Here is a 10,963-nt window from a genome sequence, read left to right as displayed (position 1 = left end):
CTTAGCCTCCTCTCAACACACCTAAGTGTCAACTACAAGTGTCAACTAAATGACGAATAATCATGCAGGACTTCAATTAAATGATAACTCTTAACGAACAAGCACAAAATTTTAATAATTTTTTAAACATTCGATTGCTTTAAAGTACCCCATTTATGTCTCAATTCACTCACCGGTTAATCGTTATTCATCTGCATTCATCTGCCTACGCGAACAACCGCATGATTTTAAGAGCTTCGTGGCTTGTTGTAGTGTGATGAAGACTGCAAACACGGGAAATTTAAGGTGTTAGACCATGCCCAGTCTTGTGCTCAATCTGCTCAATCTACAGTCATGAAGCTTCTATAGCACTAGGGTGGAGTTCTTAACTCAGTCTGAATCAACTGAACCAATGTCCGATCGCTAGTCTGCTGTGCCAAGAGAGCTGCCCGGCGTAGATCTGTAATGCCTGCCAACGTTACTCCTGCGGCAGACCAAGCCTTACCTCGGTTGTAGTAAACATAGGGCAGATTTGAATTTGGCACGATTGTTGGTGTTTCCCCAAGCAAGACATTCATCATAGCGTGGACTTCGTAGATGTGAATCGCTTGGGTAAAGTCTGCGATCGCAGCTTGGCGATTTTGCGTGATGCTATATACCAAGCCTCGGTTATAGTAGGCATCAGCACTGCGGGGATCGGCGCGAATTGTTTGTGTAAAGTCAGCAATGGCTCCAGGATAGTCACCGATAGCCGCACGAGAAATTCCCCGATTGTAGTACAGGTCAGTATTAGAGGAATCCAACTCTAGGGCGCGGGTAAAGTCAGCAATCGCCCCCCGATGATCCCCACGGTCTGCCTTCAGAAAACCCCGGATCCCTAATTCCTTAGCTAGGGTAGCTGGATCAGTCATGGCAGCATAAGACCTGACCTCAACTAGTTCTTTAGACAGATAAGCCTCAGCAGCCTGTACCCTCGCAAGCCCATGCGTATAGACAGATTCCAGGAAAGCAATACAGAGAACGAAGCCTTTGTGCATCATGTCTCGATCGTGACGATACCTGACAATACCTCATGGTTTCATCATGCCTCATTCCCGACATAGCCAGGTATTGATTGTCTGGACAGTCGATAGTAGTTATCTTCCTAAAGTCTACGGCTAGAAAACTCATAAAGGTGACCGCTGTCTATACGAATACATAGGTATTAATTGCAAGATTGTTTTTGCACGGCCTCCGTCGAAGGCATACGCTCACAATACAATCGGTTTGATCATGGTGTCCTTGATAGACGCTATCAAACAGTCGATAAGTGACGTAAAACTCCTCTTGCCCTATCTGAAACATGGTGCGAAGCAATTCCCGGTAGCTGCCCTACTATGTCAGGTCATCAGCCTAGTGGGTACACTCCCACATCTGTCGATAGGCTTTCTCCATCTCACGAGTGAACTGCTCAGCGTTCCAAATGGGGGCTGTTTGCCGTCCTGATCGCAGCTTAGCTGTAATCTGATCACGCAGGGCTGGATCCATTCCCAGTCGGACTCCCCATTCTACATACTCTGCCTCTGTCCAAGCAATACCTTCAGTGATGCCAGCGTTAATCATCATGCCGTAGCTATTGCGGGCAGAGAATTGTTGCCCGACTCTGGTTACTAGTGGTACACCTACCCACAGTGTTTCTAAGGTTGTAGTCGCTCCATTGTAAGGATAAGTATCTAAGATGACATCAGCGATCGCTAGGTTAGCTCGGTGAATAGACTCCATGGCGACTTCGGGTAAAAATCGGAGGCGATCGCGGCTGACCCCTTCTTCTTCAGCGACTTGGGTGAAAAACTCGCGGATAATATCCTGATCCCCAATGCCTTTAATCAGAAAGTAACTGTTGGGGACTTGGCTGATAATCTGCATCTGTAGGCGGACAGTATCCGGGTGACGCTTGTGTCCCTTTTGACCACTGAAATAAACAATAGCATCGGAGGGAATATTGAGGCGATCGCGGCGTAAGGTCGGGACTCCTAATTCAAAGCCGTCAACGGCGATGTAGGTTTGAGGTAAGCGCCAAATGGTTTCACGGTGATAGTCTTGGGCATTTTCTGGGAGCACGTAGGGATCGGCAATAAAGTAGTCGATTGTAGGAATTCCTGATGCATCCCAACCTAGCCATGTAGCTTGTACGGGAGCAGGCTTCAAGGCCATGACTTGGCAGGTAATATCCAGCGTGATGCTATCTACATCAATGAGTATATCGATACCATCTTGGTAAATTTGGTCAGCAATCTCGAAGTAATTTGTGCCCATGTAATGAACTTTATAGGCAAAGTCAGTGAACCAGTGCTTAATGTGTAAATCATTCTCTGGCAGATTGATGAGATAGACGTACACCTGCACCTGTTCTGGATCGTGGTACTGGAACAACCAGCGGGCTAGCCAACCAACAGAGTGGCGTTTCAAAAAGCCGGACACATAGCCAATTTTAAGGGGTTGATGGCTAAGGCGGGGCTTGGATGAGGCAATGAGATGGTAGGAACGGTGCTCGTTTTCTAGAGCATGATGTTGAATGACTTGCTGACAGAGGGATCCTACTCGGTTGTGCAGATCACGGTTTTGACGGGGATCATCACGCAGGTAGGGAAGGCAGGCTGTGGAGGTAAAGAGGGAGCCTGTGCTATCCAGGTTAACTTCATCTGGGTGCTGAAACAGGGTCTGGAGGGATGCTTCAAATTCAGCTAGTACGTTATACGCCTCTGCCCATAATCCTCCAGCAGTCATTAAGAACCGCAGCAACAGTCCATGGCCAAAGGTACGCCCAGGAATTGTGGTGGCGATGTCGCGGTAGCGCTTGGCGGTGGCGATCGCTTCATCATATCGGCCTAACTTTTGGTACAGTGCTGCTAGATGTCCTAGAGCTGCCATATCGTCAGGGTTTAGTTGCAACGCTAGTTCTGCGAGGTTAATCGCTTGGGCATAGTTCCCCAGTTGATAGCCTGCTTTTACTAGGCTCCGCACTAGGAGATAGACAAGGGTTTCGGGGTCGCTGACATGGGGCTTAGCCGCAGCCATCACAGCCAGGTAGGCTGGGTGATCAGCTACATGCTCCATTAAGGACTCTAAGGTTGGTAGTAGCAGACTTTCTGCGATCGTGCCTGCTGGAGTTGCTTGCAGGACAGCGGCCACATCCCATGTGGTTAAATCATCCCCAGTGAAGGTTTCTAGAGCGATCGCCAGTTGCACCAGCAAGAGACTATTTTCAGCATCACTAGGTACCAGTTCCCGCAGATGACATCGGATTAACCAAGCTGTTTGATAATCTTCCTGAGCAGCCGCATAGGTAGCTTGGGTGCGCAAAATGCTAGCTAGCTCTGTGACTAACTCTCCCTCGTGATCAGGATCTGCCTCTGCTAGTGGGGTCAACCAAGCGGCTTGAGCCTCCATCTCTTGACCCTGGAGGAGTAATGCTAGCCCTAGGTACCAATAGGGTAACGGTTGTGCTGGATTGGTAGCTATCGTCTGTTCACATAGCTCAACTACTGTCTGATAGCGCTGTTGATGAAGAGCCTGCACCACCTGCTGAGATAGCGATCGTGTCAATTCCTCGTTGCTAGCTGAAAGCATGTCACTATCTCCGTACTTGATGGCATGGTCTGCACTCAAAATCAGCACAATGATTCACCTTAAAAGGTAATCTATATCCACGTTATTCTAACTACCCCGATAAAAATGGAGTGAGCTGAAGTGCCCACTCCATCCTTGCTACGTCCAAGCTAACTAGCCTAGGCTAGAATGAACGTCGCGATTACTTAGCTTCTAGCAACTTCCACTTAGCAGAGATGGTAGCAGCCGTCTTACACTGGTCGATGTTGTTAGCGCTAGTGTTGTCAGCAAAGGAACCAAAGCCAGTGCCAGTTAAACCAGTCAACCCAGTATTGGCGAATGCAGGAGTCTTGGATTCACACAACATTGCCAGAGTAGTTGCTTCACTAGTTTCTTCCACAGTACCTAGCCAGACACGGCCCTGGTAGTGACGCAGAGGCTTCTTCAAGGATGCACCATAGAGGTTCACGGCTGATGCAGCATCGCGCAGTTCTACACCGTAGGAGTAGTTAACCGTCTGAGTTTGAATACCTAGACCCAAAAGGTTAACAGTGCTACCAAATTCGCTGTTTTCCAGGTAGTAGGACTGCTGAGCACGGTTCATGGAACCGACGTTCTGCTTAGCTTCAGACTGCTTAGCCTTGTTAGCTTGGTTCAGGAAGGAAGGCAGGGCGATCGCTGACAGAATACCGATGATGATGATGACCACCAGTAGCTCGATCAGAGTAAAACCGCCTTCGTTCTTCTTCTTAACCAAGTGTTGCAAGAACTTTGCCTTAAATTCGCTCTTCATAGAGTTCAGTCTCCTAATTAACTAATGGAATGCTTGATTACCAACTCCTGGCATCAGCTTACCCATCTTCGTCATGACTCATATCACCTAGGCAAAAATTCTCCATCCTTGGGTGCTAGCGGTAGCTGATCTGGAGACTATTAGGAATCTGCACAGAACTCTAAGACGTGCAAGCATCTGGGCTTGAAAGCAAGTTCTCATCGTTATGAGAGAGGGGGTTAGGAGAGAGTCTCCCCTACTCCCCACATCCTTAGCACTGATGATGATATCGACAGTCTGGAACGTTACTTAGCTTCCAGCAACTTCCACTTAGCAGAGATGGTAGCAGCCGTCTTACACTGGTCGATGTTGTTAGCGCTAACGTTGTCGGCGAATTTACCAAAGTTAGTACCAGTCAAGCCATCCAAACCAGTGTGAGCAAAGGCAGGGGTCTTGGTTTCACACAGCATTGCCAGGGTAGTGGCTTCGCTGGTTTCTTCCACAGTACCTAGCCAAACCCGACCTTGGTAGTGGCGCAGAGGCTTCTTCAACGTAGCGCCGTAGACATTCACGGCTGACGCTGCATTTTGTAGTTCAACACCATAGGAGTAGTTGATAGTTTGGGTTTGAATACCCAGACCTAGCAACTGTACTGTGCTACCAAATTCGGTATTTTCCAAGTAGTAGGCTTGCTGAGCACGGTTCATGGAACCGACGTTCTGCTTAGCTTCAGACTGCTTAGCCTTGTTAGCTTGGTTCAGAAAGGAGGGCAGGGCGATCGCCGACAGAATACCGATGATGATGATGACCACCAATAGTTCAATCAGAGTGAAGCCACCTTCATGCTTTTTCTTCACTAAATGTTGCAGGAATTTTGCCTTAAATTCGCTCTTCATAGATTCAATCTCCTAGTGATGGAATGGTTGAGTTCATGACGAATAGGGATAAATATTCCTGATCGAAATCACAACAATCATGAGTAATTATTGCGATTATCCATACCTGATGTATTGGCCACAAATTCATTGATATGGACATCAAAATTTAGATGAGTATCAACACACTCATCGATGAATTTATAGAAACCAATTAGTCAACTATGGTCGATCGAGCTTAATCCCTAAAGGGGACAATGGCCTATGTAAAACTCACTAGTGCAATACCCAATAGTGCTTCTTTCAGCAAATTGTTGAGTATGTCACTAGGGGGTAGAACGCAGGTCTTTGAATTGCCTATACCCTGTAAAATCTGGTAGAGTGCTAGCTTCAACTCCCTCAGGTGTTTTAGAAATGATGGTAGGATGCAGCGTAAGGGAATAACCTTGAAGCTGTGTCATCGTCGCTAATGAGAATAATGGCTCAACTAGAAATAGTTACATAGGCGCAATGCTACTAGCTGAAAAATCACCATTGTCTCATAGAACTATTAGCTGAATGACTCATTGTTGATATCAACGTACCCAACTTTATGACACTTCATATCAATCAAACCAAAAATTCCTTAGGGGGCGATCGATGACTGACGAGCAAACACCTCTTGTACGCGATCAAGTTCTAGATCTGAGAGATAGTCCACTGCCCAATTAGCTTGACGTTGCATCATGTGAAAGGGATAGGTGTTGGCCACACCAACGACAGACATACCTGCCCGTTTGGCAGCTTCAATGCCCGCTGGGGTGTCTTCGATCGCTAAACATTCCTGCGGCAACAATTGCAAATCCGGAAAAAGTTGGTTGAGGCGCTCCACAGCCAATAGGTAACCATCTGGTGCTGGCTTGCTATTGGTAACATCATCGCCCGCAACGATTGTGTGGAAATAATCCATCAACCCTGCTTTAGTAAGCACTAGCTCTATCTCAGACCGCAAGGCACCACTTACCACAGCTAATCGCAACTTTGTAGGAACTAGATGAAACAACAAATCTGTTAAGCCCCGATAGATGGGCAAGTCAGTCATACTTTCCAGTTCGCGTTGATAGAACATAGCTTTACGCTGTACGAGTTTGTCGAGATATGCCTCAGAGACAACTCGCCCGCGACTGGTTAAGATGGCAGCAAGGCAGGCACGATCGCTACGGCCCAGACAATATTGGTTGAACTCTCCTGGTTGGGGGCAAATGTTTTCTTCTATCAAGAGTTTATTCAGAAGCTTGGCATGGATAGCTTCATCGTTGATGATGACACCGTTAAAATCAAACAACACAGCTTTGAGAGCCATAGATCAGCCTTGGGAAACTATGCAGGTTGCACCTCGCTGCATTACTCTAAACCCCATTTTACGGGAGATGCGGGGCTAGAGCGCAAACCAACACAACCCAGCAAAAATTTTTTGAACATCGGTCTAAGATGCTGATACCAGCGTGATCCTCAGGTTGCGCATTAGGTTGAGTCATGGTTTACAATCCGGAGACAGAATCTCAATTTCAAATCTCAACTCTGATCGATAAGTAGCAATGGCTTCTAACGTGGAAATTTACACATGGTCTTGGTGTCCGTATAGTTTGCGGGCAAAGGCACTGCTGGATAAAAAGGGCATTCAGTACACTGAATATTGTATTGATGGAGACGAAACAACTCGAGAGGTAATGGCAGAGCGTGCTCATGGTCAGCGATCGTTACCTCAGATTTTTATCAACAATCGGCATGTTGGTGGCTGTGATGACCTCTATGCCCTGGATGCTCAAGGTAAGCTGGATGCCCTGCTATCGAGTTAACACACTTAAGTCGGGCTAGTCAGGCTGGTTAGGCTGATCAGATGGGTGCTAGTGGTTATAGAACCATCAGAATCTTCTCACGGCTCAAATTGGTAAAGTATGGGGTCAAAATCGTTTCGCGTCGGGACGTTTAATGTGTTCAACCTGACGTTGCCAGGGGTAGCCTGCTATGGCGATATTGCCTATACACCCGATATCTACGATAAGAAGCGACGCTGGATTGCCGACCAGCTCATTCGCATGAAAGCTGATATTGTCGGATTTCAGGAAGTGTTTCATGAACAAGCTCTGAAGGAGGTGTTAGCTACCTATGACAACCTTGCCTACGAGCATGTAATCGTATCAGCTCGAAATGGTGAGAGTCCGGCTGTGGCACTAGCAAGTCGCTTTCCGGTGTTGGACTATCAGATATTTGAAAAATTTCCCAGTGGTGCTGTGCTCGACATTGAGGGGATTGCCATTCCACTGACTCATTTTTCTCGGCCAATTTTAGCCGTGCGCCTAAATGTGTGTGACCAGATTGAGTGCACAGTTTATGTGGTGCATCTGAAATCAAAGCGCCCAGTCATGCCAGAGGGAGTTAACCGCAATGACCCAATTGAGCGAGCTAAAGGGCAAGCACGAGCCTTGATTTTGCGAGCAGCAGAAGCTACGGCGTTGCGAATGATTTTGATGGAGACGCTGCAAGGGAAGAATCATCCCGTAATTTTGATTGGCGATGTTAATGACAGTGGGTTATCGGTAACATCGCGAATTGTATCTGGAGAACCACCAGGACGAGATATTAAACCAGATCAAAAGCAGCGAATTTGGGACACCTTGCTCTATCCAGTCAAGGACATTCAGGGACGACGTAGCTATGGTGATTTTTATTTCACTCATATCCATGGAGGACACTACGAAAGTCTGGATCACATTATGGTGAGCCAGGAGTTTGTGGCTGAGAATCCCCGATCGGTGGGTAAGGTTAGCTATGTGTCAGTATTGAATGACCACTTGATTGATGAGTCCCTGAGTCGGGACGAGGTTGAACCATGGCAGTCTGACCATGGACAAGTGGTAGCAACGATCGACCTGAAATAGTCAGGCCCGAAATAGTCAAAGGGGATATTATGGAAGGTAACCGTCGATAAACGTCAATAGTCACGCCCTCTAACCTGAGCCAAGGCATCCCCAAGCAGCACTTCGCGATCGGTATAGTAACCAGAGGCCTTTTTGGCTTCGATTTCCACTTGAGCATCGGCGGGGATCAACTCTGGAGGTATGGGAATTCGCTGCTTCACCTCAATACCTGCATTGGTGATGGCTTCATATTTCATATTGCTCATTGACACTAGGCGATCGATCCGAGTGATCCCCAACCAATGTAGGACATCAGGCATCAATTCCTGGAACCGCATATCTTGAACACCAGCAACACACTCAGTCCGGAGAAAATAGGCATCGGCACGATCGCCACCTTCTTGGCGTTTACGGGCGTTATAGACCAGAAATTTAGTCACCTCCCCCAAGGCACGTCCTTCCTTGCGACAGTAGACAATCACACCAACACCCCCCTCTTGGGCAGTTTGAATGCAGACTTCGATGCCATGCACAAGATAGGGGCGACAGGTACAAATATCAGAGCCAAAGACATCAGAGCCATTACATTCGTCATGGACACGGACTGCAACTGGTCTATGCGGATCAGTCACAGCGGCAATATCACCAATGATGTAAACAGTAGTGCCCCCGATCGGCGGCAAAAACACGTGCAGATCTCGGCGGGTTACCAGCTCAGGAAACATACCACCCGTTTGTTGGAAGAGTGTTGTGCGCAGATCCCACTCGTTGATACCTAGGCGATGGGCGATGCCTGGAAGGTACCACACGGGGTCGATCGCAGCTTTAGTAACTACTAGACTGCCATCAGGTTTTAACAAGTCACCATCAACCCGTAAGCGTCCCTGGGCAATCTCGTCCTTTAGCTCTGGGATATTGATATGGGCTTTCGTGATAGCGATCGTAGGCAAAATGTCATAGTCATCTGCTTGAAAAGAACTGAATACATCAGCAGCATAGGCACCCCATGGATCCAAAGAAACAATTTTGTCCGGATCACTCCAAGCCGGATAAGGGCCAATGGCCACAATAGGAGCAGTATTAGTTAAATCGGCCTTGTGGGTGGGGTCAAGCACTCCACTGGCAACGGCCAAGGCCCGATACACCCCATAGGAACCTGCATGGCTGCCAATGACATTTCGGTGTTTAGCACTGCGGAGTGACCCAATCACTGGGCCGCGCTCCTGTGGTGTTGCAGCTCCCCAACGAATGGGAATAACGGCTGTGGATCCCTGAGTTTGGTGGGAGGTAAGGATGATATGGGATGGCTTACGGGGCTGAGCTTTTGTAGGTTTATCGGTCATGATGGCGTATTCCTGACAGCAACGGTAGCGAACAGAAACCACAAGGGACAAGAGCTATCGTCGCCGCCACCAGAGGGCAGCGGCTGTGCTGAAGCCTACCAATGGCAAAATGATTAGAGCAATCCATCCAATGAGATTTGCCTGCAAACTTGTAAGGTTTAGGGCACGATTTTTGCTCTCTTTCGGACGAATAGCTAAGGCTCGATCGTCCTGCCTTGTCAACCAAGTCACTGCATTCAGAATGACATCACTGTTGAGTAAGCCTGGATTTTGCACTAGTTGATTAGAGGCGAACTGAGAATTACCAATAATCACCAACCTAGCCTCTACTTGTTCTGTTGCAGGTGATGGAGATGGGGATGGACTCGTGGTTGGAGATGGACTAGGCGAGGGAGATGGGCTAGCAGTTGGAGATGGGGATGACTCAGGGGTGGGTGACGGGCTAGTAGTGGCTGCCTCCGCTGTCTTGGGGGTAACTGACCGCGTTAGTGCGGCACCAATTGTCAATGGCCCGCGAATATCGCCTTTGTCTGGCTCAAACTTCAGGTTGGTGTCATCCAAGTTAGTCTCCGCCCAGTTTTGGTTGTCGGTAATCAACAAGGGAAATTGCTGCACATCCTTAGTAGGCACTAACGCAATGGGTCGAGCAAAAGGATAGGCTGAGAAACCGTTCCGGAAGGCCTCTGTAATTGGATGCTGACCATATTGGCTGATGACAGGGGTAGAAGGGCCAAGTAACTGTTGCTGAGACGCATTGATGACGAGCCGATCGTCTAACTTCACGCCCCACTTGGTTTCCAGAAAAGATTCCAAGCCAGTTTTCACAGTTGGATCCAGCAACAGCAACAAACTACCACCCCGATCGGAATAGTCTGTCAGGGCTTTGATCTCACCCTCTAAAAATGGACGGCGGGGGCCAGCAACCACTACAGCCGCCGCATTGGTAGGTACTGTTGCAGTTGTAGACAAATTGAGGGGTTCTGCCTTAATACTCTTATCTAGCAGCAGGGTAGAAACTTGGGAAATACTTTCGGCTTGGCGCTCTAGAGGTAGTTCTTGGTGTCCTTGAGTGAAGTAAACCACGGTCTGTTTACCACCGGATAGCAACTCTAAGCGATTGGTAAGTCGCCCTTCCGCAAGGCGCTCATAGGGAGTTACCTGTTGTACCTGTTGACGCTGATCCCCAGCTTCTAGGTAAACCTCGCCGAAGCTAGTAACGCCAAACTGCTTGGCTAGTAATGGTTTAGCCTGAGGATCCACAATTTCAAAGCTAAACTTGCTGGCATTGAGTTGGCGATATTGTTCTAGTAATGAGCGTGTAGCGGTTGCTTCCGGATCCCCCGGTTTCAGGAATACCCAGATTTTTACAGGTTGCTTGAGGGCTTTAACGACCTGTTGGGTTTGGGGAGAGAGTGTGAACAGTTGGTTATCGGTTAAGTCAAGGCGGGCAGCATAACGGGCACCCAGAAAATTAATAATGCCGAGGATAAGCAAGACAGACAGGGT

General features: G+C 48.0%; 9 protein-coding genes. 2 read left to right on the top strand and 7 right to left on the bottom strand.

Annotation, left to right across the window (positions count from 1 at the left end; all coding sequences use genetic code 11):
- Nucleotides 1-350 precede the first annotated feature (350 nt).
- From NZ772_06420 to NZ772_06400, 5 genes are all read right to left on the bottom strand, one after another.
- Complete coding sequence (locus tag NZ772_06420) at nt 351-890, bottom strand: tetratricopeptide repeat protein (protein MCS6813189.1); 540 nt, start codon at nt 888-890, stop codon at nt 351-353.
- Nucleotides 891-1,371: 481 nt separating this feature from the next.
- On the bottom strand, nt 1,372-3,636 hold the full coding sequence (locus NZ772_06415) for a tetratricopeptide repeat protein (GenBank protein MCS6813188.1): 2,265 nt from the start codon (nt 3,634-3,636) through the stop codon (nt 1,372-1,374).
- Nucleotides 3,637-3,769: 133 nt separating this feature from the next.
- Nucleotides 3,770-4,360, bottom strand: a complete 591-nt coding sequence (locus NZ772_06410) for a type IV pilin-like G/H family protein (protein MCS6813187.1) — start codon at nt 4,358-4,360, stop codon at nt 3,770-3,772.
- 284 nt (nt 4,361-4,644) lie between these two features.
- Complete coding sequence (locus tag NZ772_06405; GenBank protein ID MCS6813186.1) at nt 4,645-5,235, bottom strand: type IV pilin-like G/H family protein; 591 nt, start codon at nt 5,233-5,235, stop codon at nt 4,645-4,647.
- 604 nt (nt 5,236-5,839) lie between these two features.
- The gene (locus NZ772_06400) at nt 5,840-6,556 is read right to left on the bottom strand and encodes an HAD family phosphatase (GenBank protein ID MCS6813185.1); all 717 of its coding nucleotides are present in this window, start codon (nt 6,554-6,556) and stop codon (nt 5,840-5,842) included.
- A 235-nt stretch (nt 6,557-6,791) separates the two neighbouring features.
- On the opposite strand from NZ772_06400, the gene grxC reads away from it, so the two are divergent.
- Together grxC and NZ772_06390 are read left to right on the top strand one after the other, a co-directional pair.
- On the top strand, nt 6,792-7,052 hold the full coding sequence (gene grxC, locus NZ772_06395) for a glutaredoxin 3 (protein MCS6813184.1): 261 nt from the start codon (nt 6,792-6,794) through the stop codon (nt 7,050-7,052).
- 99 nt (nt 7,053-7,151) lie between these two features.
- Nucleotides 7,152-8,135: an endonuclease/exonuclease/phosphatase family protein gene (locus tag NZ772_06390; protein MCS6813183.1), complete on the top strand. Its 984-nt coding sequence runs from the start codon at nt 7,152-7,154 to the stop codon at nt 8,133-8,135.
- 53 nt (nt 8,136-8,188) lie between these two features.
- Here NZ772_06390 and NZ772_06385 read toward each other — a convergent pair whose 3' ends face one another.
- Together NZ772_06385 and NZ772_06380 are read right to left on the bottom strand one after the other, a co-directional pair.
- On the bottom strand, nt 8,189-9,457 hold the full coding sequence (locus NZ772_06385) for a GTP cyclohydrolase II (protein ID MCS6813182.1): 1,269 nt from the start codon (nt 9,455-9,457) through the stop codon (nt 8,189-8,191).
- Nucleotides 9,458-9,511: 54 nt separating this feature from the next.
- The coding region (locus NZ772_06380; GenBank protein MCS6813181.1) for a Gldg family protein at nt 9,512-10,963 on the bottom strand (1,452 nt) is incomplete at its 5' end.

This window comes from Cyanobacteriota bacterium (assembly GCA_025054735.1).
Taxonomy (GTDB): Bacteria; Cyanobacteriota; Cyanobacteriia; order SKYG9; family SKYG9; genus SKYG9.
Note: the sequence above shows the minus strand (reverse complement) of the source record. Positions and strands in the feature narration are given on the sequence as shown.